Below are 26748 nucleotides of genomic sequence, written 5' to 3' on the forward strand. Positions count from 1 at the left end.
AAAAAAGGGGCCGTCGATGACGGCCCCTTCTCTAAAGGCGCAAACGTGCCAGATCAGGCGTCGGCGATGCCGGGCTGGGGCTTGCCGTCACGCACGAACGGGAACTTCACGAGGCGCACCGGCACTTCGCGGCCACGGATATCCACGCGGACATCACCCGGCTCGCCCGCCGGGATGCGCGCGAACGCGACCGCACGGTTGAGCGTGGGCGCAAACGTACCGGAAAGGATTTCGCCTTCACCCTGCGCAGTCAGCACCTTCTGGCCGTGACGCAGCACACCCTTCTCGTCCAGCACCAGGCCAACCATCACACGGGGAACGCCAGCGGCCTTCTGCGATTCCAGCGCGGCGCGGCCGATGAAGTCACGACCTTCGTCCAGCGAGACCGTCCAGGCCAGCGCGGCTTCCCACGGCGAGACCGTCTCGTCCATGTCCTGACCGTACAGATTCATGCCAGCTTCCAGACGAAGGGTGTCACGTGCGCCCAGACCTGCCGGTGCGACGCCTGCCGCGTGCAGGGCTTTCCACAGCTCAACAGCGCGGGACTCGGGCACGACGATTTCGAAACCGTCTTCACCCGTGTAGCCGGTGCGGGCAATGAACAGCGGCATGCCATCCGGACCTTCGCCCTCAAGTGCCGCGAACTTGCCAAGCTTGCCTGCGAGCTCGCGGGTGTCTTCGGGCAGCAGGCCCAGCACCTTCTCGCGTGCATTCGGGCCCTGCACGGCGATCATGCTGAATTCCGGACGCTCGCGAACACTGACGCCAAAAGCGACTGCCTGCTTTTCGATCCACGCCAGATCCTTCACGCGCGTGGCAGCGTTGACCACCAGCCGGAAGAAGTCTTCACGCAGGAAATAGATGATGAGGTCGTCGATGACGCCGCCTTCCTCGTTCAGCATGCACGTGTAAAGCGCCTTGCCCGACTTGGTCAGCTTGTCGACGTTGTTGGCCACCAGGTGGCGCAGGAAGTCGCGGGTACGCTCGCCCGTGAGGTCAACCACCGTCATGTGCGACACGTCAAACATGCCGGCGTCGTTGCGCACCGCGTGGTGTTCGTCGATCTGCGAACCGTAGCTGATGGGCATGTCCCAGCCGCCGAAGTCGACCATGCGCGCGCCAAGCTCGCGGTGGGTGGCGTTGAGAACAGTCTTGTCGGTCATGGCTTTACCTTGAAAGGGGGAGCGGGCAGCCTCGCATTATCGGACGCTCCTGCCGGCAATCCAAGCGCGCTCGCAGCAAAGGCCGTCCAGGCGTCCGTGATTGGCTTCGCCGCTGACTTAAAGTCCTGCTAGCCTTCTGGCATGACCGAATCGCCACCAGGACGAGCCCAGGTAGTCCGCGACGCGCAAGCGTCCCGCCTGATGATCTCCGGCGACTGGACGCTGCCCCACTACGTCCAGTTGCAGCACCTCATGGCCACCGTCTCAAAGGATGTGGACACCAACACCGTCATCGACGCGAAAAACCTCGGCGCACTGGATACCTCAGGCGCCATGGTCATCGCCCAGTGGCTGGGCAGCGCTCGGGCACAGGAGCTGGCGCTGGACGTCTCGATCCCCGCACCCCGTCGCGCACTGCTGAAGACCGTGGCCGACGCGATGAACACTTACTGCCAGCCCCTCCCCCGGGAGCGACGCTCGACCGCCTCCATTCTTCTGGAGCGCATCGGTCAGGCCGTGGTGTCGTCATGGAAGCAGACGCTCAAGCTGCTCGGCTTCATCGGCATGGTGCTCCAGGCCATCGCCGCCACCATCTGGCGTCCGCGACGCTGGCGGGTTACCGCGCTGGTCTCCCACATTGAACAGACCGGGCTGGATGCTGTGCCCATCCTTTCGCTGCTCTCATTCATGGTGGGAGCCGTGGTGGCGTTTCTGGGCGCCACGGCACTGGCCACCTATGGCGCCAGCGTGTTTGTGGTCGATCTCATCGGCTTCGCGTTCCTGCGGGAGTTCGGTGTGCTTTTGACGGCCATCCTTCTGGCCGGCCGGACGGCCAGCGCGTTCACGGCCCAGATCGGCTCCATGAAAGCCCGTGAGGAAATCGACGCCATTCGCACACTCGGCCTGGATCCCATCGAATTGCTGGTGCTTCCCCGCGTACTGGCGCTTCTGATCGCCCTGCCCCTGCTTACCTTCATCGCCATGCTCACCGGCATCGTGGGTGGTGCCGTGGTCTGCCTGAGCGTGTTGAAGATGTCGCTGTCGATGTTCATCTCCATGTTCCGCGATGACATGTCGGTCACCCAGTTCCTCGTCGGCATGGCCAAGGCGCCCGTGTTCGCCTTTCTCATCGGTGTTATCGGTTGCATGGAAGGTTTCAAGGTAAGCGGCAGCGCCCAGTCGGTGGGCGAGCACACCACCTCCGCCGTCGTTCAGTCCATCTTCGTGGTGATCCTGATGGATGCAACGGCCGCCCTCTTCTATATGGAGATGGGCTGGTGAACGCCATCCACGCCACTGAAGCCGCCCGGCAGCCGGTGATCGAGGTGCGCGATCTGGTGAACCGCTTCGGCACGCAACTGGTTCACGACCACCTGAACCTGGACGTTTACCGCGGCGAAATCCTCGGCGTGGTGGGCGGCTCGGGCACCGGCAAATCGGTGCTGCTCAGAACCATCATCGGTCTGGTGCGGCCGGAATCAGGTTCCGTGCGTGTCTTCGGCGAAGATCTTCTCGCACTGCCAGCGGAACGACGCTCCATGGTCGAGCGTCGCTTTGGTGTGCTGTTTCAAAGTGGCGCGCTTTTTTCGTCGTTGACGGTTGCCGAGAACGTGGCGCTGCCACTGATCGAGCATGCGGGCCTTCCCCGTCCGGATGCAGAACGCCTGGCAGGCGTGAAGCTCGCGCTGGCAGGCCTGCCCATCGACGCGGCGGGCAAGTACCCCTCGCAGTTGTCCGGCGGCATGATCAAGCGCGCGGCGCTCGCGAGGTCGCTGGCGCTGGACCCGGAAATCCTGTTCCTGGACGAACCCACGGCCGGACTCGATCCGATCAGCGCGGCAGCCTTCGACAGCCTGATCGTCACGCTGCAAAACGCGCTGGGGCTTACGGTGTTTCTCGTCACCCACGATCTGGACACCTTATATACAACGTGCGACCGCGTTGCCGTGCTTTCGCAGCACCGCGTACTGGCCGCCGCGCCCATCGACGAAGTGGCAGCCACGGACGATCCGTGGGTGCAGGCTTATTTTCACGGGCCGCGCGGTCGCGCCGCCCTGCAATCCGCCCACGCCGGACGGAAGGACTGATCGTCATGGAAACCCGCGCACATCACATCCTCATCGGCTTGTTCACCGTCCTCGTCGTGATCGCGGGGCTGGGCTTCGGCGTGTGGCTCGCCAAGACCCGCTCCGATCAGGAATGGAATTACTACGACATTGTGTTCAACGAGGCAGTGACCGGCCTGTCCAAGGGCGGTGCCGTGCAATACAACGGCATCCGCCTCGGCGACGTCATGCAGTTGCGGCTCGATCCGGAAGATCCACGCCGCGTGCTGGCCAGGGTGCGCGTGTCCGGTGATACCCCACTGCACCGCGACACGCATGCCAAGCTCGCGCTCGCCGGAGTTACCGGCGTGGCGTTCATCCAGTTGAGTGGCGGTACACCGGGAACGCCGTTGCTGGTGGGACATGATGGCGAGGTGCCCACGATCGTGGCCGATCCGTCCCCATTCACCCGCCTGCTTACCAACGGCGAAGATCTGGTCACCAACATCAACCAGGTGGCCGCCCGCGCGAATGATCTGCTGTCACCGGACAACGTGCACCGCATCGAACGCACACTGGATCACCTGGACAAGACCACCGGCGTCATTGCCGACGAGCGCGAGGACATCCGCGATCTCGTCAAGCAACTGGCCGTCGCCAGCCGCCAGGCCAACGAAACACTGGCAGAAACGCAGAAACTCGTCCGCAACGCCAACGGTCTGCTGGAAAACCAGGGCAAGCCCACGCTGCAAAGTGCGCAGCGCGCCATGGCGTCGCTGGAACACACCACCGCCAGCATCGACCGCCTGCTTGCTGACAACACCGATGCCATCAACGGCGGCGTCCAGAGCCTCGGCGACCTGGGACCTGCCCTTCGCGATCTTCGCAACAGCCTCAACTCGCTGCGATCCATCACCCGTCGTCTCGACGAGAATCCCAGCGGCTACCTGTTCGGACGCGAGAAGACCAAGGAGTTCACCCCGTGAAGATCACTCACCTCGCCGCGTTCCTGAGCCTGGGCGTGCTCACCGCCTGTTCCATTCTTCCGAAAGCCGAATCGCCCTCTATATATACGTTGCCTGCCAGCCCGGGTGCGCGACCGGCCGGAGGCAACCCGGTAAGCTGGTCGCTGCGCGTTGCAACACCCAACGCATCACGCACGCTGGACAGCACGCGCATCGCCGTGGTGCCTGAAGCCAACACGCTGAGTGTCTATGCCGGCGCCCGCTGGAGCGACAACGTCACCCATCTGTTGCGTGACCGCCTTGCAGATGCCTTCCGCGACAGCGGCCGCATCGCCGCACTCAGCACCGACGACAGCGAACTGCAGGCCGACTTTGAACTGGGCGGCACACTGCGTTCGTTCCAGACCGAGTACGTGGCAGGCAAACCGGAAGTCACGATCCGCTTCGACGCCACACTGGCTGACACCCGTCAACACCACATCCTTGCCAGCCGCACCTTTGAAGTCCGCCAGCCAGTGGACGGCAAGGAAGTACCGGCCGTGGTGGCGGCATTTGGCCAGGCGTCCGATTCGCTCGCCAGACAGGTCGTGACATGGACGTTTGAGCGGAATCCGACCGTACCGCCTGAGGGAGGGCGCTAGCGCGCAACGGTTGCCAGTCCCGAGGCACGCCAGGCCCGCGCTACGAATCAATCTGTCGAAACGTCAGATTGATTCGGGGACCATGCGCCCGTGCGCGCCTGGGCAAGTCGTGCCGGTAAAGCGACTGGGTTTGCCCGGCCATGCGCAGCAAGCTTCCGCTTTCCAGGTCAAGCGCCATCGTATGCTTGCCCGTCGCGCGATCCCGAAAACGGAACGTGCGCGTCGCGCCCAGGGTGAGTGAGCCAATGACGGGGTGCGGACCCAGTTCAGGCTCGTCGTCGCTGTGCCACCCCATGGAATCGGTGCCATCCCGATAGAGGTTCGCCAGCACGCTGTTGAAGCGCGCCCCGCATGCCTCCGCGACACGGTCCCGTAGCAGCGCCAACGCGGGCGTCCATGGCAAGGCGGGAAAGCGCGTGCCCGAATAGGTATATGTCGCGTTCGCATCGCCAATCCATGCCGAGAGGCGCGGCGAGTCCACCATGCGCCCGAATATGCGGATGCGGTGCACCTCCCAGGGGAGGCTGGCCGTAAGCTCGTGCAGCAGATCATCAGCCCCGGCCGGATTCATCCAGCCGGGGTGAATCGTCACGTCCGCTCCCGGAAGATCGACGCGCCGCCATTGCGCGGGCTCCGGGAACAGGCTCACCCGACCGGTTCCACGGGATATTCCGGCTCGGCGTCCAGCGACGACGCGCAAACCGCTGCCAGTTCGAGCAGGCGAAGATCCGAGCCGCGCGCGCCCACCAATTGCATGCCGATTGGCATGCCGTTGGGCAACGTGCCCATGGGGATGCTCACAGCCGGACAGCCCGCCAGGCTGGCGAAGCTGCACAGATCGCCCTGCGACGCAGGCACGGGGCCATCCAGCGGGAACGCCCCCTGCGAGGTGGTGGGCAGCACCAGGACGTCCACCTGAGCAAACAGGCGCCGCATTTTCAGGGTCGCCGCATCCAGCACAAGATCCGCGGCAGCATACTCAGCCGCACTCTTGGTGGCAGCAAAGTCCACCATCTGGCGGAACTGCGGCGATACCGGATAGGCCTCGTCGTCCAGCTCCTCGCGGAAGGTGTTGAGCATTTCCGCTTCCATCAGCAGCAAGCCTGCGCGGCGCGTACGGGCGAAATCCCAGTCGGAGAAGTCGACCGTGCGGCGTTCGCCGAGCTCGCGCGGCAATTTTTCCAGAGCGGCCTCAAAGACGTCGATGACGTCCTGTTCCACGCCAATGGCGGCCAGATCGGGCAGGAAGCCAGCGCGCAGATTGCCCGGCTCCCAGTCCGGCGGCGAGAAGGCCACGCGTCGGCGGCGTGATCGGGCATCGTCGGCGTCGTAACCGGCCAGCGTCTGCAAAAGCACCGTCAGATCATCGACGCCACGCGCCAGCAGGCCCACTGCATCCAGACGACGCGCTGCGGGCACCAAGCCGCGCGCAGAGATTTCACCGTGGGTGGGTTTCAGTGCATACACGCCGCAATAGCTGGCAGGAATGCGGATGGAACCGAGGCTATCCGATCCGATGGCGGCCGCCGCAAGGCCCGAGGCCACCGCCGCCGCTGCGCCACCGGACGATCCGCCGGCTGTGTAACCCATGCGATGCGGATTGTGCGTTGCGCCATAGTGAGGGTTGTTGGTCGTCATGCCCAACGCGCCTTCGTCCATATTTGTCTTGCCCAACAACACCGCACCGGATGCACGAAGGCGCGCGACCGCGTGCGCGTCCTCTTCTGCAATGCGGGTACGGCGACGCATGCCGGCACGTGTCGGCAAGCCGCCCACGTCGAAATTGTCCTTGATGGCGATGGGAATACCATCGAGCCGGCCGATCACGCCATCCCGGCGGCGGCGGTCTGCCGCGAGCGCCTGCTCCTGGGTCAGGCTGGGGCGAAGATCCACATAAGCGTTGATTTTCGGGTTAAGGCGCTCAATGGCGTTCTGGTACACGTCGGACAGGGCCTGTGGCTGAACCCTTCCGCTTGCCAGCCAGTGCAGCATGCGCAACAGCGTGGCGCGGCGCATTTCAGTATCGGCGACAGGTGGCATCGTATTCATGAAATCTCCCTTTTGCTGGGTCGATTATGGGAGGTATATGTGAAAAGTTCGCAAGCCCCTGTTCTCAAATCGGGCTGTTTGAAACGCATGATTGCCGCTGCACGGTGTAAACCGGACAATGAGCGGTCATGCGTGGTCTCACCGCGCGCCAAAGCCAGCCTTGAGGGAGCCAGCCATGAGCGAACGCGAAACCATGGAATACGACGTCATCGTCGTCGGAGCGGGGCCTGCTGGCCTTGCGTTCGCCATCCGCCTGAAGCAGCTGCAGCCGGAAACCACCGTCTGCGTGATCGAGAAGGCCTCGACCATCGGCGCGCAGATCCTGTCTGGCGCGGTGATCGAGCCGGAGCCGCTCACCGCACTACTGCCGGACTGGCAGAAGAATCCACCACCGGTCTGCGTGCCGGTGAAGCACGATGAGTTCTGGATGCTGCGCGATCACGCCTCGGCAACGAAGCTGCCGACGCCGCCGCAGATGCACAACCATGGCAATTTCATCGTCAGCCTGGGCGCGCTGTGTGCGTGGCTTGCTCCGCAGGCCGAAGCGCTCGGCGTGGACGTGTTTCCCGGTTACGCCGCCGCCGAACCACTGTTTGACGATAGCGGCGCCGTCGCCGGCGTACGCATTGGCGACATGGGTGTGGCGCGCGATGGCACGCACAAGCCCGGCTACACCGAAGGCATCGACATTCGCGCAAAGATCACCGTGCTGGCCGAAGGCTGCCGTGGTCACATCAGCAAGCAGCTGATCCAGAAGTTTGGCCTGGACAAGGACAGCGACCCGCAGACCTACGGCATCGGCATCAAGGAACTGTGGCAGCTGCCGCCCGGCCGCGTTGAACCGGGCAAAGTCATGCACACGCTGGGCTGGCCGCTTGCCTCGGACACCTATGGTGGCAGCTTCCTGTATCACCTGGACAATGATCGCGTAGCGGTCGGTTTTGTCACTGGCCTTGATTACCCGGACCCGAATTTCTCGCCGTTCGAGGCATTCCAGCAGCTCAAGCACCACCCGAAGATCAAGGAACTACTGGATGGCGGAACGATCGTCTCGGCCGGCGCGCGCGCCATTGTCGAAGGCGGCTTTCAGTCATTGCCCAAGGTGGAAATGCCCGGCGCGATCCTGATTGGCGACTCGGCAGGACTGGTCAACGTGCCCAAGATCAAGGGCACGCATCAGGCCATCCGCTCGGGCATGCTGGCCGCCGAACACTTTGCACAGACCGCGGGTGCTGCTGGCTGGGATGCGAAACTGCGCGGCTCGGTTGTGATGAGCGAATTGAAGAAGGTGCGCAACATCCGCCCGGGCTTCAACAAGGGCTTGTGGGTCGGCCTGATCAATGCAGCGTGGGAAACGGTAACCGGCGGGGCATCGCCCTGGACGCTGAAGAACCACGCCGACTGGTCCTCACTGAAGAAACTGGGCGACTACGAAACGCCGAAGCGCGACTACGTCGACCGCACCCTGGCGCCGCGCGATCGTCTGGCCAGCGTGTACTTCGCAGCGACCGAGCACGATGAAGACCAGCCGATCCACCTGAAGGTCGCCGATACGAACATCTGCATCGAAAAATGCACGGTGGAATACGGCAACCCGTGCCAGCGCTTCTGCCCCGCAGGCGTCTATGAAATCGTGGATGACGAGGCCGGCAAGCGCCTGCAGATCAACTCGGCCAACTGCGTGCACTGCAAGACCTGCGACATCAAGGATCCATACCAGATCATCACCTGGGTTACGCCCGAAGGTGGCTCCGGGCCGAATTACCAGAATCTCTGAAATGGATATCGGCTGGAAAATTCGCCGCCTGACTCACCTCGTCCGACGCTTCGGAGGCAGTATTGCTGTCCGGGGCTGGCGGGGGACCATGCAGCGAATGCTCCAGGAGCGCAGCAGGGCGCGCGCAGGCAACGGGTCTGCCCAATCGTGGGCAGACATTGTCGTGGCAGCGCCCCCGGTACAGACAGCACCCCGGCGCATTCTCATTGTCGACAGCATGACGCCGGACGCCACGCGTGACTCCGGGTCCATGCGCCTCACCCAGATCTTCGCGCTGCTGCACGCCGATGGCTGGACCATCGACTTCTTCCCCGACGACGGCCTGGCGACCCGCGACGATGCCGTCCGCCTTGCGGCCATGGGCGTACGCATCTCCCGCGAGGCATTGGCCTCGTGGCTGCCAGCCCATGGGCCGAAGTTGCAGGCCGTAATGCTTTGCCGCTTGCCAGTGGCAGATCAGTATCTGGACATCACGCGGCGACTGGCGCCTCACGCACGCGTTCTGTTCGACACGGTCGATCTGCACTTTGTGCGCGAGCGGCGCGCCGCTGCGCTTACGGGCAGTCGATCACTGGCCCGGCAGGCAGCCCGGTCACGTACGCGTGAGCTTCATGCCATCCATCGAAGTGACGTCACACTGGTGGTCAGTGATGACGAGCGCGCCGTCCTGGCACGCGAACTGCCCGATGCACGCGTGGTTCTGCTGAGCAATGTGCACGACATCCACGACCGTGGCATGCCCTTCGAACAGCGCAAGGATCTCCTGTTTGTCGGCGGATTTGGCCACCCTCCCAACGCTGATGCCGTCCATTGGTTCGCTTCGGAAATCCTTCCCCGACTACGCCAGCACGAGCCCGACATTCAGTTGCACGTGGTGGGTGATATCGACGATGCATCCCGTCAGGCGCTGAGCCGCGATGGCCTGGTGATTCACGGACGCGTGCCTGATCTCACGCCCCTGCTTGAAAACGTGCGGCTTTCGGTCGCACCACTGCGTTTCGGCGCCGGGGTAAAGGGCAAGGTGAACCAGGCCATGAGCCACGGCCTTCCTGTGGTGGCTACCGGCATCGCAGCGGAGGGCATGTATCTGGTCCACGGCGAAAACGCCATGATTGCTGATGCGCCCGCCGACTTCGCCAGCGCGGTGCTTGCTGCCTATACCGACGCCGATCTCTGGCTGAAGTTGTCTGACGCCGCCATGGAGAACGTGCGCGAACACTTTTCCGTCGAGGGTGCGCGTCGCTCGCTTCAGCGTGCGCTATCCGGTGACCACGCGTGACCGGCCTGGTTCGCCATATCGTTCGCTGGGTATCGCGCCACCCGTCGCTGAAACGCGCACTGGTCAACACCATCTATCGACTGCCCGGTCTGGACATGGCGTTGCGTCGCGCGGCCAGCCAGAGCAGCCCATCGCAGACGGTTCCCGACGTGGACGCCGCGCACCTGTCGATTGAATCGCGTCAGGTGTTCGACCGCATCCGGGGCCACACGCCACGATGAAGATCCTGCTCGACATGCAGGGGATTCAGACCGACAGCCGCCATCGCGGCATTGGTCGTTACTGCCTTGCACTCTCACGCGCATTTGCTGCGCTGGCGCATGACGATCATGAAGTATGCTTTGCATTCAACGGCGCCCTTGATACCGGACTTGATGAGGCCATCACTTGCCTGATGCCGCACGCATCCAGCGGTCGCCGCCTGGTCGTCGGCCCGATGCGCCACACGGGAAGCTCGCTGGCTGCCAACGATGCACGTCGCATTGCCGCCGCGAGGGTCTATGCCCATGCCCTGGATGAAGCCCAGGCCGACATCATCTGGCTTGGCAGCGTCGTGGAAGGATTCGCCGATGATGCCGTGATGCCCGACGAGTCGTTGCGAAGCTTCACGGTAGCCACGCTCTACGATCTCATTCCACTCCATGATCCGGCGTCGCTGGGGCATCCGCGTTCAAAGCAATGGTACGAAAGCCGCCTGTCGACACTTCGCCGTTGCGACCTCCTGCTCGCCATTTCCGACTGGGTGCGCGACGATGCCGTCCGCCATATGGGCATCGACCCCGCGCGCATCGTGACCATTGGCGCCGGCGTCGATGAACGATTCATGCCACCGCAGGACAAGGCGCACGTTGCCGAATGCGTGCGGGCACGCCATGGCATAACACGCTCCTTCGTCATGTACAGCGGTGGCTTCGACATCCGCAAGAACGTCGGCGTGCTGATTGAGGCGTTCGCCGGATTTCCGCATGACGTCACGGCAGGGCATCAGCTGGTACTGGTGGGCGGCATGAGTGCAGAAGTACGTGACCGCATTCAGGCGAGCATCCGCCGCGCCGGGTTGCCGCACGATGCCGTGGTATTCGCCGGCTTTGTGAGTGACGACGAACTGGTGGCGCTGTATCAGGCCTGCGATCTGTTCGTCTTCCCGTCACAGAACGAAGGCTTCGGCCTGCCACCTCTGGAAGCGATGGCATGCGGCGCACCGGTTCTGGTGAATGACGCCAGCAGCCTTCCGGAGGTCGTCGGAAACACTGCCGCGCTCTTCGATGGCAGCAGCGCTTCCGCCCTGACGACTGCCATGCGCGAGGTGTTGACCTCGCCCGAGCGCGCCTCATTGTTGCGCAAGGCGGGACTTCAGCGCGCACGCCACTTCACCTGGCAACGCGTGGCGGCCAGGGCACTTCAGGCGATTGCGTCGGCACGTCAGGCCAAAACAGCACCCATCCCCGCACCCGTGCGGCTTTTGTGCGTGCAGGGTGCGACCACTCCGGCATGGCTTGATGCCCTGCCTGCTCACGATCTGATCGACGTGCGCGGCCGCGAATCGAATCCAGCGGAACAGCACGGCGACGCGCTCGCCCGGGCACGCGAAATTCTTTATATGGTGGACGCAGACAGCGCCGTTACCGTGCAGGCGCTGCTGCGCCGATGGCCCGGCTTTGTTGTGTGGATGGGCCCGTTCCCCGCCAATGCCCCCACACATACTGCCATCCGTTATGAATCCGGTGGCTTTGCAGCCGTGGCCACCGCTGGCCGTGGCGATGATTTGCTCGCGTGGCTCGCCGTCGACGCCGTTGACGTCATGGCCATGGATGCTGCCGATGCGGTGAATCCCCACTTCGCCAGCACGGTCATGGAGCGCCTGACCGCCAGCTACGCGACGCTCGCCCTTCCGCGGCAATTGGCCGCAGAACATTACATCGCTGAGCACGCGGCCAGCGCGCTCAGCGATGACGAATTGGCACAGGTGTCAGATGCCCTTGTCGGTGCTTCGCGCCGCATGCAGCCTGTTCGCTGGCTGGTCGACGTGACGCAGATATCGCAGAACGACATTGGCACGGGTGTCCAGCGCGTGGTGCGCTCCGTCCTGCGGCAATGGTTGCGACACCCGCCCGCCGACGTACGTATCGAGCCGGTTGCTTTCCGCGAAGGCCGTTATGTGCATGCGCGCAGCTACGCCATGAGTCTGCTGGGCCAGGATGCCCGTACGCTGCCGGACACACCGGTACGTGCACGTTCTCACGATGTTTTCGTTGGCCTGGACTGGGCCGCCGAAAGCATGGCCGCTGCCCGGCCGCATCTTCGGGCCTGGCGACGGCAGGGCGTGTGCATGCACTTCGTGGTCCACGACATCCTGCCTGTCTCGCTGCCGCAAACCTTCCACCCCTTTGCCCGACAGCAGTTTCTCGCGTGGCTCGAAGCGATCACCACCACAGCGGACGCGCTCCACTGCGTTTCCCGGGCCACCGCCCAGGAGCTGACGCAATGGATGCACACAACCACACCGCCATGGCAGTTCGGTCAGCCGCCGCAAGTCGACCATTTCCTGCTCGGCGTGGATGCACCTGAATCAAACGGGCACAGCGACGACTTGCCTGAAGGTGCACTCAACGATGCGCTGACCGCTCGCGCCACACTGCTGATGGTCGGCACCGTCGAGCCGCGCAAGGGACATGTGCCCGCGCTGGACGCTTTGGAAGAACTCTGGCGTCGTGACGTTGACGTCAATCTGGTAATCGTGGGGCGGCAAGGCTGGATGGTGCAGGAGCTGGCTGACCGCCTCAGCCGCCATGGTGAACTCGGGCGCAGACTCTTCTGGTTGCGCAATGCCACCGACACCACCCTGGAGGCCGTGTACCGGCGCTCCACCGCGCTGCTGGTCCCCTCGCTGGGTGAAGGCTTTGGTCTGCCTGTCATTGAAGCGGCGCGGCAAAACATCCCCGTGATCGCTCGGGATCTTCCGATTTTTCGCGAAGTTGCAGGGACGTATCCCTTCTATTTCACGGACGACGAGCCCCGCGCGCTGGCCACGTTGCTGGCTCAGTGGCTTACGGAACGCCCCTCATCAGGCGAACTTCCCGCATTGGTCGATTGGTCCACCAGTGCCCGCACGCTGGCTGAAGCAGTGTCGCGTACCTCCGCCACCGCCACAAATCCTTGGCTATAATTGAGTAAATACGTGGTTGATGTGACGTAATTTCACGCCTCCATCGCAAAAACGGCCAAAGAACCTGCATTCATCCCTCGGGGGGATGGTGGTGGCGTCATGACAGGAGAGTTCGATGGATCCTTTGAGCCTTTTGCCTTTTGAGGCGTCGCTGCGCGCAAAGAAAGTCTTTGTGACGGGCCATACCGGTTTCACCGGAAGCTGGGCATGCTCATGGCTGCTTCGCATTGGTGCCCACGTTTGCGGTTACTCCAGAGCACCGGAAACCACACCCAGCCTCTGGAATGAGCTGGCATTGTCTTCGAAGATGGAGTCGATCGAGGGCGACATCTGCGACCGGCCGTCGCTGAACGCTGCTGTCGATGCCTTTCAGCCCGACGTAATCCTTCATCTGGCTGCGCAACCACTGGTTCGCAAAAGCTATCGCGAACCGTTCGAAACCTTCGATACCAATGTCATGGGCACGCTCAACGTGCTTGAGGCCGCCCGGCGCGTGGCAGGGCTTGCCGCCGTGGTATGCGTCACCACCGACAAGGTTTACGAAAACCGCGAATGGGCGTGGCCCTACCGCGAAAACGATCCACTGGGCGGCAAGGACCCTTACAGCGCGTCGAAATCTGCCGCGGAAATGGTGATCCAGAGCTACCTGTACGCATTTCAGACCGCTGACGGCCGCCCGCTGCCCATCGCCACCGCACGTGGCGGCAACATCATTGGCGGCGGTGACTGGTCCGAAGATCGCCTGGTGCCTGACTTCGTGCGCGCCGTGACCGACGGCACCCCGATCACGTTGCGTTATCCCGAAGCCACCCGCCCCTGGCAGCATGTGCTGGCATTAGTGCAGGGTTATCTGATGCTGGCCGCGAAGCTGATCGAGTCGCCTGAAAAAGCATCCCGTAGCTGGAACCTGGGGCCTGCGGATGGGCGCGCGCTCACCGTGCGCAGCGTACTGGAATCACTTGCCGATACCTGGACGCGGCCTGAGATCAACTATCTGGACAACCCCGCACCGGAAGCGAAGCTGCTCGCGCTGGACAGCACGCTGGCGCGTGACGTACTTCATTGGCAGCCAGCATGGGACGCCGATGAAACCATCGTGCGCACTGCTGAGTGGTATCGCGATTTCTATCTTGCCGCCCGCCCTGCCAGCGACATCACCCTCGACCAGCTGGAAGCATGGCGCAGCGCCCTGCGGCCTGCCGTCGCATGACCCGCGTATTGCTGACGGGTGCTTCGGGGTTCATTGGCCGCAGGCTGCTCGATCATCTGCGCCGCGCGGGCGTTGATGTGACGGTCGTCGGCCGAAACGCAATCGCGCACGCTGACGTTACCTGCCATACCGTCGCCACGCTGGACGCTGAACATCTCGCGTCCCTGCCTGCCCATCTTTCATTCGACGCTGTTATTCATCTCGCTGCTGCCGGCGTGCATCCCAGCGACAGGGACATGGACCGACTGGTGCAGGTCAATGGCCATCTGCCCGCGGACTTGCTGCGCTTCGCGCAACAACGCGGCGCGCGCGCCTTCGTGATGACAGGCAGCAATGCCGAATATGCAGCGGCAGGCCAGCAAAATGTGGCCGAAGATTCGCCGCTGGAATCGCTCAAGGCATACGGCGCCACCAAGGCCGCTGGCGCCATCCTGGCGGTGGCCGCAGGCGTGGCTGCGGGTATCACGGCCGTCAATCTCAGGCTGTTCAATGTCTTCGGCCCCGGGGAAGCTCCACATCGCCTGCTTCCCTCGCTGGTCTCCCGACTGGAGCGTGGCGAGGCAGTACCGCTGTCCGAAGGCACCCAGTTGCGCGACTTCATCCACGTGGATGACGCGTGCCGCGCCGTCGTCACCGCTCTGGACGCCACCCTGACCGGCGTACTGACCTCGGGGCACTACAACGTCTGCAGCGGCACGGGCACCTCGGTACGTGATTTCGCGCTGGCTGTCGCAGCGGCCGTCGGCAGTGATGCGGCCGCACTGCATTTTGGCGAGTTGCCCATGCGCCCTGACGACCTTCCCCGCGTGGTGGGTGATCCGGAAAAATTTGCTTCCGTCACCGGCTGGCGCCCGCATACCAGCGTTGAACGCGCCATCGAACTGGCGGTTATTGAAATGCGCACCGAATCGAAGCCCGAGTCATGACCACCCTTCCGCTCATCTCCATCGCCATTCCTGTCTTCAACGAAGAAGGCAACATTGATGCGCTTTATGCGCGCCTTTCGGCCCTGGGAGAGGCCATGGCCAGCCAGTGCCGTCTGGAATTTGTCTTCAGTGACAACCATTCCACGGACGCTACCTGGCAGATGCTTGAGGCGCTGGCCGCGAAAGACGAGCGCGTCAAAGCCATTCGTTTCTCCAAGAACTTCGGCTTTCAGCGCTCCATCCTGGCCAACTATCTGCACACCAGCGGTGATGCGATCCTGCAGATTGACGCGGATCTGCAGGACCCTCCCGAGCTGCTTGAGCAGTTCCTCGCGCTGTGGAAGCAGGGCTATCACGTGATCTACGGCGTTCGCCGCAGCCGTCCCGAAGGCCGGGTGCTGCACACGTTCCGGAAGGTGGGCTACTGGTTCATCGACCGCATCAGCGAGCACCCCATTCCACGCGATGCAGGTGACTTCCGCCTGGTGGACCGTAAAGTGGTGCGCGCACTGGCAGAGCAACGCTCTGCCGAACCGTATCTTCGCGGGTTGATCGCAGGCATGGGCTTCCGCCAGACCGGCGTTGTCTATGATCGCTCCGCCCGCGTGGCCGGCTCCAGCAAGTTTGGCGTGGGCCAGCTCATTCGCCTTGGGCTTACCGGCGTGTTCAATCACTCGCTGGTCCCGCTGCGCCTGGCCACCGTGGCAGGCGTGTCGATTCTCTCACTGAGCCTGATTGGCGCGATCTACTACCTGTTTCTGAAACTGCTCTATCCGGACCTTCCCCGCGGCCTGGCAAGCCTGCACATCCTGATTCTTTTCGGCATCGGCTTTCAGTCGCTGCTGCTCGGCATTCTTGGCGAATATCTGCTGCGCATTTATCGGCTGCTGCGCAGGGAGCCCATCGCCATCGTCGAGGAATCGCTGAATTTCGCCCCCAACGACATCAAACTTTGAGCAATCCCACATGAAGGCAGTCATCCTCGCAGGTGGTCTCGGCACACGTATCGCCGAAGAATCCGACTACAAGCCCAAGCCCATGGTGGAAGTGGGCGGACGACCCTTGCTGTGGCACATCATGAAGTCCTATGCCGGGCATGGCATCAAGGATTTCGTGATCTGCCTTGGCTACAAGGGTTACGTCATCAAGGAATACTTCTTCAACTATTACCGGCACACGGCCGACCTGGAAATCAATCTGCGCACAGGCGATGCGTCTGTCCTCAATTCGCAAGCCGAGGACTGGACCATCACGCTGATCGACACCGGCCAGGACACGATGACCGGTGGCCGCGTGAAGCGGGTACGCCAGTACCTGGGCGACGAAACCTTCTGCCTCACCTATGGCGATGGTCTGTCGGATATCGACATTTCAGCTGAAGTGGCTTTTCACCGTGCCCACGGCAAGCTCGCCACGGTGGCGGCTGTGCAGCCCCCGGGCCGCTTCGGCGTACTCAACATGGGCCAGAACGCCAACGTCACCAGTTTCGAGGAGAAGCCGCAGGACGAGATCGGCTGGATCAATGGTGGATTCTTTGTGCTGGAACCTTCGGCGCTCGATTACATCGAAGACGATAGCACCTCGTTCGAACGTGCTCCGCTGGCCAACCTGGCTCGCGACGGGCAATTGATGGCGTTCCAGCACAGCGGCTTCTGGCAGCCGTGCGACACGCTTCGTGACAAGCGCGAACTCCAGACACTATGGGATTCGGGCAACGCGCCGTGGAAGCCCACAACGTGAATGCACCGGCAACCGAGCCGTCTTCGGGCTCCAGAGGCGGCATCGCGCGACTGATCGTGGGCTGCGCGCTTTCCGCCATCTGCCTGTACTTCGTGTTTCGCAACATCCATTTCTCCGACGTGGGACATGCGTTGGCGACGTTCCACTGGCCATACCTGCTGGTAGGCGTGGCATCGCTTGCGGCCGGATATACAGCGCGCATTTATCGCTGGAAGATGCTGTTGGCCACCTCGGCCCGGCACATCACCACAGCGGCTTGTGCGCCGCCTTTTCTCGCCTCCATCGCGCTCAACAATGTGCTGCCGTTTCGGCTGGGCGATGTCGTGCGTGCACTGGTATTCCCGGCGGCAATGGGTGTCACCCGCACGGCGGCCACTGCCACGCTGGTGCTTGAACGACTGGTCGACCTGCTGACGCTGCTGATCTGCCTGGCGGTCGCTGCATCGTTTTTCCCGAGTGGCGCGCTTCCTGCGGCCGTGGTGGATGCCGTGCTGGCGCTTGCCGTACTCGGCAGCGTGACACTGCTCGCGGTAATCTTCTTCACCCGTCCCATCGTGCGGCTGCTGCATGCCGTCGCCGACCGGCTGGAAGGGAAAATACCGGCGAAGCTCGTCAAGGTGATTCATGTCGTGGCCGATCTGGGCACCGCGCTCGGTGACGTTTCCGGCATCCGCACGCTGCTGGCGGCGCTGGCCATATCCTTTGTGGCATGGGCGGGCGAACTCGGGCTATATCTGTCGCTGATGCAGGGCATCGGCATGACCTTCTCGCTGCCCGGCGGCCTGCTGCTGATGTCCATGGCGACTATCGCCACTCTGGTCCCTTCCTCACCCGGTTACGTCGGCCCCTATCATCTGGCCGCCTTCACGGCCGCCCATCTCATGGGTGGCAGCGAAACGCAGGCCATGACGCTGGCTGTGCTTTGCCATCTCGGGGTATGGCTTCCCACCACGATCGCAGGTGCGGTCGTGATGCTTTTCAATCGAAATCTATTCAAGGCGGCGCGCACCCAGGCGGTACGCGTCGAAGCGGGAGAATGACATGACCCTTCAAAACACCACGCACGACGTTGCCATCGTCGGTGCAGGCTTCACCGGCCTGCTGGCTGCTCTTCGTCTGGCACAGGCAGGCCGCAAAGTCGTCGTGCTGGAAGGCGATCACGCCCCCGGCGGTCTGGCAGGCACGTTCGAGTTCGACGACGGCGTACGCATCGAAAAGTTCTACCACCACTGGTTCAACAATGATGCCTACGTGCCCAAGCTCGTCGAAGAACTGGGACTCAGCGATCTGATCCTGACCCTGCCGTCGAAGACTGGCATGTACTACAACGGCCGCCTGTGGAAGTTGTCCACGCCGCTGGACGTGCTGCGCTTCAGTCCCCTGCCCTTCATCGACCGCATCCGTCTCGGCTGGCTGGTATTCCAGGTGCGCAAGGTCAAGGACTGGAAGTCGATCGAACACCTCACCATCCGCGAATGGCTTGAGCCGCTGTGCGGCAAGAAGGTATTCAAGATCGTATGGGAGCCGCTCATCCGCTCGAAGTTCTCGGTGTTTGCCGAGGATATCAATGCGGTGTGGTTCTGGAAGAAGCTGGTGCTGCGCGGCAGCACGCGCGACACCAAGGGCGGCGAACAGCTGGCGTATTTCCGCGGCGGCTTTGGCCGGCTGGCAGAGGCCATCGCCGAACGGATCATCTCGCTGGGCGGCGAAATCCGCTACAACACGCCGGTCACAGGCACCACCGTGACCGACAGCGCCATCACGGCGCTGCAGACGCCTGCCGGTGACGTCACCGCGCGCGAGTATCTGCTGACGCCCTCGTTCCACCAGATCGCAGACATGCTCAAGGATGCACCGAAGCCGTGGCTGGACAGCCTGCGCCGGGTAAATTACCTCGGCAATGTGTGTCTTGTGATGGAACTGACTCACAGCCTTTCGGACACCTACTGGCTCAACGTCAACGATCCGGGCTTCCCCTTCGTCGGCGTCATCGAGCACACCAATCTGGATGACAGCTCGCACTACGCTGGCCGCCACATCGTGTTCCTGTCCCGCTACCTCGCGACGTCGGATGAAACCTGGGACATGAGCGATGCCCAGTACCTGGACTACGCGCTTCCCCATCTGGAACGCATGTTCCCGAAGTTTCGCCGCGACTGGGTCAAGGAGTTCCGCATCTGGCGTGCCGCCTATGCGCAGCCGGTCACTGAACGCGACTATTCCAGCTACGTGCCCGCCGAGGAAACGCCGTTCAACAACGCGCTCATTTCCACGATGGCACAGATCTATCCGGAAGATCGCGGTACCAACTACGCCATCCGCGAAGGCAGCCGCATGGCCGAAGTGATCAACAAGCGCCTCAACGAGACGACCCACGCATGAGCCCTGGTACCTTTACCGAGTCCGGTACGAAGCTCCGCGCTCTACCAGGCGAGCGGCTTTTGGCTGGCGTCCTTCTGACCCTGGTTGCCTTCGTGGCGTTCTGGGGCACGACATCAGCGATCTACGGTGCAAGCGCCGATTTCGCTCATCACTACGCCCTGATCCAGTGGATCTGGACCCACTGGTCGGTACCGGACAGCAGTCCGGTACTGGCCGAAATGGCCATCTATCCCCGCTACAGCCACGTGTTCGCGGCTGTCATAGGCGGCATTTTCGGCTCGTCCGTCATCGGATTGCAGGTAGCGGCAGGTCTTTCGCTGGTGGTGGCATGGGGTGTCGCTGCGCTGACGCCACGCCTGCTGCCAGGCATGCGCTCATGGGTTTATACGCTCGCCGTGATCGCACTTATCGCGATCAATCGCTACACGCTGAAGCTTGACCTTATCGGGCACGAGCTTGTCATCAACTACTTCTATTCGCAGCTGGCTGGCCAGGCGTGTTTCCTTTTGCTCGTTCTGGCAGGTGCGCTCTGCGAACGGCGCTGGGGCCGGCACGTCGGCATCGGCGCCGGTCTGACGCTGATCGCCATCCTGACTGCGGGGGTGCATCTGCTTCCCGCCATTGAGGGAATGGGCTACGGCATGCTGCTGCTTGCCACCTCCGCCCTGATGGAACCGGGCAAGCGCATCAAGCGTCTGGCCGTGGTCGCTGTCGTTGGCGTAATCGCTGCCGGCTTGCTGCTCAAACATCCCGCGTTTGCAGCCATGCGTGCCATCAGTGAAAACAATGGGGGCGCATTCCTGCATTCGTTATCCACGATGCGTGAACTGGTGATATTCGCAGTGGTATGCCTCACCGCCTCCGTTGCATTGATCGTGATGTCGATGCGCGCAGGCCGTACGGCCAGCCCCGGCAAATATCTGCTGGCACGCCATCTCGGCTGCGCCAGTGCGGCTATCGCATTGTTGTGCCTGATGCAGATGGTTCTGCTGCTTCACGGCGGCGGCGGTTCAGAATACGCCTGCCGCAAATATGCGTTTGGCATGGCGACGTTCCTCATACTGGACATCGCTGCGCTGATCGCGCTGCTGGTTCCCGAGCGGTTCGCCGGCTCCCGTTCCCACGCTCCGTTGCGCTGGCTGCAGCCCTCACTGATTCTCTGGGCATTGTGGATTTTCACGCTGGCGCACACGCACAAGAGTGCGGACACCGCCGATGTCGTGCGCATGGAATCCATCACACGCCTGGTCAATGATTCGGGTGCACTGGAAGGACCGCTGCCCAAGTACGTCGCGCGCATTCCCATCGGCGAGATGGGCAACATCGTCACTTACATGATGTCCATGGGCGTGCTTGAACAGCCCAGAAGCCCTGACCTCATGGCATTGCTGACCAACACCGAGTTTCAGGAACCGGACAAGATCGGCAAGGTACTCACTTCCACCTCGGCAGATGCCGTACTGAGCAGCCCCGAGTGCTCATCCGGGCACTATCCCGGCGGATTGACGGTGCTCGATTACGCCTGCGTGCAGCGCAAATTCAGTGACACCTGCGCCGCTGCTGCCGATTTCACCTCAGCCGGTTTCGTGCCGGGCCGCTCGATCAAGGGCTTCAGCGGAGCAGAGACCGACGGCCGCTGGACGGAGGGCAACTCATCGGCCTATGCCTGCAAAGGCAATCCGGAGCTGGCCCGGGTGACTACGGCCACGCTTACGCTCGAGCCGTTTGACCCCTTGCACACCGGCCAGACGGTTGATGTGCTCATCAACGGATCGCAGGCTGCACACGCGGTTCTGCACGACCGTCAGGCCATCGACGTCACGCTGCCTGCCGGCACTGACGTCGCGAAGGACGGCATGACCGTGGAGCTTCGGCTGCCTGACGCGATCTCGCCGTTGAAAGCCGGGATCAATACGGATGCCCGCGTCCTTGGCGTGAAGCTGCACAGCATCACCCTGCACTGACCGGACGGCGTGAGTTCAATCGGAGCTCACGCCGTCTTTTAGCTCAATGCGGGATAGCGCGATGCCCAGCACGCGCTCGTCGGGTGAACCGACCAACTGCCTGGGCGACCACGCCGGCGATACCGACACGTTGATGCGATTGACCGGCTGTCCTGTCCGCAAGGGCAGTGACACGTGCTGCTCGCCGGGGTCGGAAACGCGAACCGCCGTAGCCGGGGCATCAGGATGGTCGGCATCGCTGAAGGTGACCGTGGGCAACCGGTCGCCGCCCGCACCAAACACGCTGAAGTTCAACGTGACCGAACACATGGCGTCCGTACGGCATGAGGCGGGAACCGGTAGCGAAAGAATCGCGGTGGCACCCGACCAGGTGAACTCCGCCTCGCCCGGGTACCAGCCGCGTGTCAGCACCATGTCCGCCATGGCATAAGACGAACGCGTACGGATCGGATAATGGATGGAGCCGATCGCAAGCGCTTCGGCCGTGGCCTGCATGCTTGCCTTTCGATATTCAGGACGCAGCCGTGCAACGACGAAGTAAGGCGTCTCGTCCACCTGGATGATCGGAATGGCCTTCAGTGCAGCGATGGCCGGAGCGAACGCCTTGCGCCGGTCGGCAATGCAATCACCGGGCCTATAGCAAGGCCAGCCGTGCGCGCTCCACAACATATCCGCATACGGAACAACGACCGCATCGCCCGTCTTGTCGAGGAGGAAACGGACAATCGCCCCCTCCTGACCCGGTATCGCCGGATCGCCCAGGCTCAGCATCGACGCAGGCCAATAGGCCTGCGCAAGCGCCACGTTCTTGTCGCCACCCGCGTTGAACGACGGGGTCTTCGCGCGGGCTGCCATGTAGATGCCGAGAAAGTCGTTTCCATACGGCGCAAACGCGATGGTGGACCCTCTGGGAACCAGGTCCTTCAGTGGCTTGACCATGTCGTGGTCAATCGCCTGGAACATGTCGCGCTGCGACCTGGCCTGCATGAGCGACTGCCCCAGATGGGGAAGATTGGCCAGGACCAGCGCCGCCATGACCCAGGGCCAGATGCGCCAGCGCGTCGCCCGTTCATTGGCCAGCGCAAGCACGAGCACACCCCACAGGCAGAACAAGGTCAGTGCCACCCAGCGATACGCAGCACGCATCACATTGAAGCCAGGCAGATACACCGAAATGCGTGCGTTACCCGTATGAATCGGCCCTGCTTCCGGCGGCATCAATTGTTGCGCATCCGCCACGGCAGCTGATTCTACGGTGGGCTTGCGCGCATCAATTTTCAGCGACGGCCCGAGAGCCATGTAGAACGCGAAGATGCCCACCAGCAACAGACCGGACGCAAGCACGCTGCGGCGTCGCGCCGCCCACCAGGCGATGACGCCCGCCAGAAGGATCGGCAGGCAGAAGGTGGTCGTCCAGACCGAATAGTCGCCGTAGTAAATCGTGTCGTCGCGGTAGATCGAATAGCCGATCGTGTCCCACAGCCATTGCTGCCCCTGCGTAGGCCTGGCAACGAACGACAGATCCACACCCCAGGCGCGGAAGAAGTCCAGCGACTCAGCCGGGAATCCGTTTCCGTGGATGTAGGCACGGAACAGCAGGTAAGCCACCACAAACCCTGCCACGTGCATGGGCCCGGCAAAGATAAGCAGTTGCTTTCGGGCAGCCGGCTCTCGCAGGAATACCCACGCCAGCATGCCCGTGCTGCCCACGGCAAACATCATGAACGTGTATCCGTCCATGAATATGGCGATGACCGGACCCACCAGCGCAAGAACGACCGCCCAGCGGCGACGCACACCATGCGCGGGCAGAAGAGATGCCGTGCACAGGAAATAGAAGGGCAGAAGCGCGATGCCGATACCTACCATGCTGTAGCCGCCATGCGCCCAGGCAATCGGCATGCTCAGCCAGAGCACGGCGGCCAGAGTCGCCATGCGCGATCCGAGGCCGACGAACCGGCCCAGCTTGCGACATGACGCAAACGACACCAGAAGCCACGTGGCCACCATGGCGGAATACGCATCCGCCGGATGCAACCCCAGCGTGATGTACCAGCCGGCAACGCGAGCCCCGGCCAATCCAAACGCCATGGCCGAAGGGGCCGGCAGGCCAAACATGTGCGAGGTCAGCGCCCAGGGCGACGCATCCGCGAACGCCTGTGCGAACGCAGAGGTCCATATGGCCTGCCCCAGGGTGGGCAGGCCGAAACCCGGAAGCGCCCCATGCACCATCAATACAAAAACGAACGCCGCAACGACCAGTAACGTGTTCCCCGGCGTCTCAGTGGAGTGAGTGCGCATGATCCCTGTCCTTCGGATGGTGTGGGCGAATAAGCAGTGCAATGACCCAGGTGATGCCGTCAGCCACGATGCCGACCATTCGGGTCAGTACCAGCGCCAGCAACAGGACAGGCTGGCTGACCAGCGCGCCCAGCAACGCGATGAGCACGAGTTCGCGAACACCCATGCCGGCCGGTGCGCCCGGCGTGACCAGGCCCGCAAGCCATGCGGCCACGTACGCTCCTGCCACGATAAAGCAGGCATCCGTACCCAGCGGCAGCGACGACGCTCTCACCAGCGATACAAACATGGCACCCGATGCAAGCAGGTAGCCGACGTGCAAGAGCAGCGCTCGTCCAGCCACCGCACTCAGGAAACGCCTTACGACCAGAACCCCCACCGTGATGGTCAACCCCAGCCCCACGACCGAAAGCCAAGCGCCGATGCGTGGCACCAGGGAAGGGACGATCAGAGGCATGCACAGCGCTGCTGCGAAGCAGATGAGGCCGAGCTCAAGCGGCACGGAGCGTGCCAGTGGAGCAGCCGGCAATCCCTCCGACATCCCCATCGCCTGGCGGCTCGCGAAATGAAAGATGTTCCCCGGCACGTACTTCGCCAGCTGAGAGCGGCCATACAACGCAAGAGCAAGACGGCGGCGGGTGGGCACGCCCTGTGAAAGCAGCAGGTCGCGCCAGGCGAGTGCCAGCAACGCATTCATGCCGACGCCCAGCGGAACCAGCACGGCACACCACACCCACAACGACCGGTCCAGCGCTGCCACATCGACACTGGCCCAGTAGCCTTTCATGCGAAAGGCAACGTAGACGATGCCGGCTACCGATAACACTCCCCCCACGGCATTCAGCAACGACCGTCGCCACGAAGCCTTTGTACTCACGGGCGCTTCCGACAAAGAAGCATCGTCCACGGCAGCGGCTGGCGAACTTCCACGACATCAAAATATTCGCCCACGAGGCGGCGGAAACCGCTCGCTGACCAATGTTGGAAATGACCGGGCGTATTGCCCAGTTGCCCCAGGTATTTGCCTCGCGCCATGTTGAGCGCGCGCCAGATCGGCTCGCGCGGCACGCTGACGATGAGGTAGTCGCTGACAATGCGTTGCAGAGCGGCCAGGCCAGCGCGTGGATCGTCCAGGTGTTCGAGCACTTCACAGCACACCACCAGTTCGCCGGGCTGCCGTGCTCCGGTCAGGTCGTAAATGCTGGCCACGCTGAACACATCCGGCGACAACCCGCGCGCTACCGCGTTCTCACGAGCCAGCCCGATCACAGCGGGCGACACGTCGCATCCGGAAGCGGTCTTGCCTTCTTCCGTCCAGCGAAGCACCCAGTAGCCTTCGCCGCAGCCCACTTCGTAGACGGCACGCGGCGCTATCGCGGCGACGAGTCCTGCCAGCGCCGACTCGAACCCGCTCATCAGGCGGCGAACGATGATGTTGCGTGATCCGTACTTGTCGTACGCGTTGCCAACGACCAGCCCGTTTTCTTCCTGTCCACCCGATATTTTCATGCCGCTGTACGCTCGCGCGCATAAACGGCAATCTGGTTGGCACCGAAGAGGAAGCGGGAGTATCCGATCATCGCAAGGCCGGCGCCCTGCCCCACTTCAGCGAGACGCGAACGCCCCAGCAGTTCTTCATGCTCGTCGCTGGCATGGCCGGAAAAAAGGCCAACGCGCGCGCCCGCATCGTGAATCCAGTCCATCGACGGATGCGGCGTGGACACGACAATGCGTGACTGCGCGTCGTCGTTCAGCACACCGCTCAGCGCACGCAGAAAACCCACCGGGTCAGACACGTGCTCGATCACGGCAAGCGACACCACGGTGTCGACCACCTCGGGCACATCTTCCAGATCGCGCACAAAACGGTGACGCGGATATTGCTGCCGGGCCACGGCAAGCGACTCGCTGTCACGCTCGACGCCGACGTAGCGCTCGGGCGGCAGCATGCGCGCCAGCGCACCGGAGCCGCAGCCAAAATCCAGAACCATGCCTTTCAGATGGGGAATGGCAGCGCGCAGGCGGCGCTCGCGAAGAAAGGGCGACAGCAGACCTTCGGTTGCCTGATCAGTCATGCGGCATTTTCTCCCTTGATGGGTCCGATGCGTGATCGGCAGTACGGTAACGCACATCTTCCAGCAGCTTGCGGTTGGCGGCCAGAAGGTCTGCCACGAAGGCGATCAGCAAGGTCTGGAAACCGATGCCAAGCAGCACCGCGGCGAGGATCAGCGACTGGATATGGCCATCGCCCTGCCCCAGCCAGAATTTGAAGAGGAAGCGCACACCGGGAATCAGGCCGGCCACGATGAAAAGCAACCCGATGGAGCCGAAAAACCGGAATGGCCGGTAGATGGCGAAGATGCGGATGATCGTGACGATGCTGCGCTGGACATACGAAAACATGCTGCGCACCAGCCGTGACGGCCGCAGATCAGCATTGACGCGTACAGGCACGAACAGGATCGCCATGTCTTTCTGGCCAGCCTGGATGATCATTTCCAGCGTATAGGTGTACTCGCTGAAAACGACCAGCCGCTGCGCCGCCTCACGCGCAATGGCGCGAAATCCGCTGGGCGCATCGGGAACCCGCGTGCCACTGGCAAGGCGCACGACACTGCTGCCCACCCATTGCAGAAGCTTCTTCAGCGGCGAGAAATGGCTGATCGTGGCAATCGGACGTGCACCCACCACGATTTCCGCGCGGCTATCCACGATGGGCTGGGTCAGCAGGGGGATATCGGCGGCCACATATTGATTGTCGGCATCCGTGTTGACGATGACATCTGCACCAAGGCGGAGACATTCATCGAGGCCCGTCTTGAAGGCGCAGGCCAGGCCGCGGTTGTGCGTGTGCCGGACGATGTGATCGACGCCATGCCGGCGCGCGACCTCCACGGTCTGGTCCTTGCTGCCGTCGTCGATGATCAACCATTCGACAACGTCGAACCCGGGCACCTTGCGAGGCAGATCAGCCAGTGCTATCGCGAGGGTCTGCGCCTCGTTGAAGCAAGGAATCTGAATGATCAGTTTCATCGGCGATCCTTTCCTAAAACTCACAGCCACAGCGCCCCCCAAACGCCTGACCGACGAATCCGTTTACTTTTGTGACGATTAGATGACCAATAGTAACCACGTTTGTT

At 62.8% G+C, this 26748-nt stretch carries 23 protein-coding genes; 15 read left to right on the forward strand and 8 right to left on the reverse strand.

Annotated features, from left to right (window positions below; genetic code table 11):
- Positions 1-53: 53 nt before the first annotated feature.
- Entirely contained in the window at positions 54-1163 is a 1110-nt protein-coding gene (gene gcvT / locus FHW69_RS02135) for a glycine cleavage system aminomethyltransferase GcvT (RefSeq protein ID WP_183421365.1), read from the reverse strand.
- Positions 1164-1304: 141 nt separating this feature from the next.
- Here gcvT and FHW69_RS02140 point away from each other — a divergent pair, with 141 nt between their 5' ends.
- Genes FHW69_RS02140 through FHW69_RS02155 form a run of 4 tightly spaced genes read left to right on the forward strand, consistent with a single transcriptional unit; the run spans position 1305 to position 4814 of the window.
- Positions 1305-2444: an ABC transporter permease gene (locus FHW69_RS02140; RefSeq protein ID WP_183421366.1), complete on the forward strand. Its 1140-nt coding sequence runs from the start codon at positions 1305-1307 to the stop codon at positions 2442-2444.
- Complete coding sequence (locus FHW69_RS02145; protein ID WP_343203948.1) at positions 2441-3250, forward strand: ABC transporter ATP-binding protein; 810 nt, start codon at positions 2441-2443, stop codon at positions 3248-3250. The genes FHW69_RS02140 and FHW69_RS02145 overlap by 4 nt, the downstream gene beginning before the upstream one ends.
- A gap of 5 nt (positions 3251-3255) precedes the next feature.
- Positions 3256-4194, forward strand: coding sequence for an MlaD family protein (locus tag FHW69_RS02150; RefSeq protein ID WP_183421367.1), 939 nt, complete (start codon positions 3256-3258; stop codon positions 4192-4194).
- Positions 4191-4814: an ABC-type transport auxiliary lipoprotein family protein gene (locus FHW69_RS02155; RefSeq protein ID WP_183421368.1), complete on the forward strand. Its 624-nt coding sequence runs from the start codon at positions 4191-4193 to the stop codon at positions 4812-4814. Before FHW69_RS02150 ends, FHW69_RS02155 begins: the two co-directional genes overlap by 4 nt.
- Before the next feature lie 40 nt (positions 4815-4854).
- On the opposite strand, the gene FHW69_RS02160 is transcribed toward FHW69_RS02155, so the two are convergent.
- Complete coding sequence (locus FHW69_RS02160) at positions 4855-5406, reverse strand: alpha-ketoglutarate-dependent dioxygenase AlkB (RefSeq protein ID WP_343203949.1); 552 nt, start codon at positions 5404-5406, stop codon at positions 4855-4857.
- A 53-nt stretch (positions 5407-5459) separates the two neighbouring features.
- Positions 5460-6863 carry an amidase gene (locus tag FHW69_RS02165; RefSeq protein ID WP_183421369.1) on the reverse strand — a complete coding sequence of 468 codons (1404 nt, stop codon included), beginning with the start codon at positions 6861-6863 and terminating at the stop codon, positions 5460-5462.
- 175 nt (positions 6864-7038) lie between these two features.
- On the opposite strand from FHW69_RS02165, the gene FHW69_RS02170 reads away from it, so the two are divergent.
- The 11 genes from FHW69_RS02170 (at position 7039) to FHW69_RS02220 (ending at position 21307) form a co-directional block, all read left to right on the forward strand.
- Positions 7039-8640, forward strand: coding sequence for an electron transfer flavoprotein-ubiquinone oxidoreductase (locus tag FHW69_RS02170; protein WP_183421370.1), 1602 nt, complete (start codon positions 7039-7041; stop codon positions 8638-8640).
- Positions 8641-8728: 88 nt separating this feature from the next.
- Complete coding sequence (locus FHW69_RS02175) at positions 8729-9919, forward strand: glycosyltransferase (protein ID WP_183421371.1); 1191 nt, start codon at positions 8729-8731, stop codon at positions 9917-9919.
- Positions 9916-10140, forward strand: a complete 225-nt coding sequence (locus FHW69_RS02180; RefSeq protein ID WP_183421372.1) for a hypothetical protein — start codon at positions 9916-9918, stop codon at positions 10138-10140. The genes FHW69_RS02175 and FHW69_RS02180 overlap by 4 nt, the downstream gene beginning before the upstream one ends.
- The gene (locus FHW69_RS02185) at positions 10137-13085 is read left to right on the forward strand and encodes a glycosyltransferase family 1 protein (RefSeq protein WP_183421373.1); all 2949 of its coding nucleotides are present in this window, start codon (positions 10137-10139) and stop codon (positions 13083-13085) included. Before FHW69_RS02180 ends, FHW69_RS02185 begins: the two co-directional genes overlap by 4 nt.
- 115 nt (positions 13086-13200) lie before the next feature.
- Entirely contained in the window at positions 13201-14295 is a 1095-nt protein-coding gene (rfbG, locus tag FHW69_RS02190) for a CDP-glucose 4,6-dehydratase (RefSeq protein ID WP_183421374.1), read from the forward strand.
- Complete coding sequence (locus FHW69_RS02195) at positions 14292-15221, forward strand: NAD(P)-dependent oxidoreductase (RefSeq protein WP_183421375.1); 930 nt, start codon at positions 14292-14294, stop codon at positions 15219-15221. The genes rfbG and FHW69_RS02195 overlap by 4 nt, the downstream gene beginning before the upstream one ends.
- Positions 15218-16177: a glycosyltransferase family 2 protein gene (locus FHW69_RS02200; RefSeq protein ID WP_183421376.1), complete on the forward strand. Its 960-nt coding sequence runs from the start codon at positions 15218-15220 to the stop codon at positions 16175-16177. Before FHW69_RS02195 ends, FHW69_RS02200 begins: the two co-directional genes overlap by 4 nt.
- A 10-nt stretch (positions 16178-16187) precedes the next feature.
- Positions 16188-16961 carry a glucose-1-phosphate cytidylyltransferase gene (gene rfbF, locus FHW69_RS02205; protein WP_183421377.1) on the forward strand — a complete coding sequence of 258 codons (774 nt, stop codon included), beginning with the start codon at positions 16188-16190 and terminating at the stop codon, positions 16959-16961.
- Positions 16943-18001 (forward strand): lysylphosphatidylglycerol synthase transmembrane domain-containing protein, encoded by a 1059-nt coding sequence (locus tag FHW69_RS02210; RefSeq protein ID WP_183421378.1) that lies wholly within the window; start codon positions 16943-16945, stop codon positions 17999-18001. Before rfbF ends, FHW69_RS02210 begins: the two co-directional genes overlap by 19 nt.
- Position 18002: 1 nt before the next feature.
- Positions 18003-19343 (forward strand): NAD(P)/FAD-dependent oxidoreductase, encoded by a 1341-nt coding sequence (locus FHW69_RS02215; protein WP_183421379.1) that lies wholly within the window; start codon positions 18003-18005, stop codon positions 19341-19343.
- On the forward strand, positions 19340-21307 hold the full coding sequence (locus FHW69_RS02220) for a hypothetical protein (protein WP_183421380.1): 1968 nt from the start codon (positions 19340-19342) through the stop codon (positions 21305-21307). The genes FHW69_RS02215 and FHW69_RS02220 overlap by 4 nt, the downstream gene beginning before the upstream one ends.
- Before the next feature lie 15 nt (positions 21308-21322).
- On the opposite strand, the gene FHW69_RS02225 is transcribed toward FHW69_RS02220, so the two are convergent.
- From FHW69_RS02225 to FHW69_RS02245, 5 genes are read right to left on the reverse strand one after another with little or no spacing between them, the layout of a single operon-like run.
- Positions 21323-23608, reverse strand: a complete 2286-nt coding sequence (locus FHW69_RS02225; RefSeq protein ID WP_183421381.1) for a hypothetical protein — start codon at positions 23606-23608, stop codon at positions 21323-21325.
- Positions 23589-24485: a hypothetical protein gene (locus FHW69_RS02230; RefSeq protein ID WP_183421382.1), complete on the reverse strand. Its 897-nt coding sequence runs from the start codon at positions 24483-24485 to the stop codon at positions 23589-23591. Before FHW69_RS02230 ends, FHW69_RS02225 begins: the two co-directional genes overlap by 20 nt.
- Positions 24482-25117 carry a class I SAM-dependent methyltransferase gene (locus tag FHW69_RS02235; protein WP_183421383.1) on the reverse strand — a complete coding sequence of 212 codons (636 nt, stop codon included), beginning with the start codon at positions 25115-25117 and terminating at the stop codon, positions 24482-24484. Before FHW69_RS02235 ends, FHW69_RS02230 begins: the two co-directional genes overlap by 4 nt.
- Complete coding sequence (locus tag FHW69_RS02240; protein ID WP_183421384.1) at positions 25114-25683, reverse strand: class I SAM-dependent methyltransferase; 570 nt, start codon at positions 25681-25683, stop codon at positions 25114-25116. Before FHW69_RS02240 ends, FHW69_RS02235 begins: the two co-directional genes overlap by 4 nt.
- Positions 25676-26641: a glycosyltransferase family 2 protein gene (locus tag FHW69_RS02245; protein WP_183421385.1), complete on the reverse strand. Its 966-nt coding sequence runs from the start codon at positions 26639-26641 to the stop codon at positions 25676-25678. Before FHW69_RS02245 ends, FHW69_RS02240 begins: the two co-directional genes overlap by 8 nt.
- Positions 26642-26748: the final 107 nt, after the last annotated feature.

It is taken from the genome of Luteibacter sp. Sphag1AF (assembly GCF_014192715.1).
Taxonomy (GTDB): Bacteria; Pseudomonadota; Gammaproteobacteria; order Xanthomonadales; family Rhodanobacteraceae; genus Luteibacter.

Coding starts and splice junctions, on each gene's coding strand:
- rfbG (WP_183421374.1), top strand. CDS start 13,201: ATGGATCCTTTGAGCCTTTTGCCTTTTGAGGCGTCGCTGCGCGCAAAG.
- FHW69_RS02140 (WP_183421366.1), top strand. CDS start 1,305: ATGACCGAATCGCCACCAGGACGAGCCCAGGTAGTCCGCGACGCGCAA.
- FHW69_RS02195 (WP_183421375.1), top strand. CDS start 14,292: ATGACCCGCGTATTGCTGACGGGTGCTTCGGGGTTCATTGGCCGCAGG.
- FHW69_RS02235 (WP_183421383.1), bottom strand. CDS start 25,117: ATGAAAATATCGGGTGGACAGGAAGAAAACGGGCTGGTCGTTGGCAAC.
- FHW69_RS02175 (WP_183421371.1), top strand. CDS start 8,729: ATGCAGCGAATGCTCCAGGAGCGCAGCAGGGCGCGCGCAGGCAACGGG.
- FHW69_RS02225 (WP_183421381.1), bottom strand. CDS start 23,608: ATGCGCACTCACTCCACTGAGACGCCGGGGAACACGTTACTGGTCGTT.
- FHW69_RS02240 (WP_183421384.1), bottom strand. CDS start 25,683: ATGACTGATCAGGCAACCGAAGGTCTGCTGTCGCCCTTTCTTCGCGAG.
- FHW69_RS02220 (WP_183421380.1), top strand. CDS start 19,340: ATGAGCCCTGGTACCTTTACCGAGTCCGGTACGAAGCTCCGCGCTCTA.
- FHW69_RS02170 (WP_183421370.1), top strand. CDS start 7,039: ATGAGCGAACGCGAAACCATGGAATACGACGTCATCGTCGTCGGAGCG.
- FHW69_RS02165 (WP_183421369.1), bottom strand. CDS start 6,863: ATGAATACGATGCCACCTGTCGCCGATACTGAAATGCGCCGCGCCACG.
- FHW69_RS02185 (WP_183421373.1), top strand. CDS start 10,137: ATGAAGATCCTGCTCGACATGCAGGGGATTCAGACCGACAGCCGCCAT.
- FHW69_RS02245 (WP_183421385.1), bottom strand. CDS start 26,641: ATGAAACTGATCATTCAGATTCCTTGCTTCAACGAGGCGCAGACCCTC.
- FHW69_RS02200 (WP_183421376.1), top strand. CDS start 15,218: ATGACCACCCTTCCGCTCATCTCCATCGCCATTCCTGTCTTCAACGAA.
- rfbF (WP_183421377.1), top strand. CDS start 16,188: ATGAAGGCAGTCATCCTCGCAGGTGGTCTCGGCACACGTATCGCCGAA.
- gcvT (WP_183421365.1), bottom strand. CDS start 1,163: ATGACCGACAAGACTGTTCTCAACGCCACCCACCGCGAGCTTGGCGCG.
- FHW69_RS02215 (WP_183421379.1), top strand. CDS start 18,003: ATGACCCTTCAAAACACCACGCACGACGTTGCCATCGTCGGTGCAGGC.
- FHW69_RS02150 (WP_183421367.1), top strand. CDS start 3,256: ATGGAAACCCGCGCACATCACATCCTCATCGGCTTGTTCACCGTCCTC.